General features: G+C 36.2%; 1 protein-coding gene. It reads left to right on the top strand.

The features are described from left to right. Positions 1 to 475 (top strand): hypothetical protein (locus E1140_RS21140; protein ID WP_221412583.1); only part of this gene is annotated, 475 nt, incomplete at both ends.

Raw genomic sequence — 475 nt, 5'->3', positions numbered from 1 at the left:
TTCAACTGGTTTTGAAGGTGGGCTTGATGTGTCATGGTTAACATTTAATAGTAACAGCACCTTAAGTCGTATTCAGGTAACTACTGATAATAGTCCTATAGAAGGATCTGAACATTTAACTATGGATGCAAACGCCAGTGGAACATTTGTTCAAAATGAAGCATGGTTGCACTTGGATTTATCTTCAGAAACAGATGTTGATCTTAGCTTTTTCTGGAAGGAGTTTGGTGATGAGAATCAAACTGGCCTTGAAGGTTTATATTTTTCAGATAATGCAGGTGCGTCTTTTACTCAAGTAGCAATATTTGGTGGTGAAGACTATGCAGATAATACCTGGCTTAACATTAAACTTGATGTAGATCAACTGGCAATAGACAATGGATTAACATTGTCTGCTACCTTTGTGATTAAATTTCAACAGTATGACAATGCCTCTATTCCAGATGATGGTTTCGCTTTTGATGACATCAATATA

Origin of the sequence: Fulvivirga lutimaris (genome assembly GCF_009711525.1) — a bacterium.
Taxonomy (GTDB): domain Bacteria; phylum Bacteroidota; class Bacteroidia; order Cytophagales; family Cyclobacteriaceae; genus Fulvivirga; species Fulvivirga lutimaris.
This window is presented reverse-complemented; position numbering and strand designations above follow the sequence as displayed.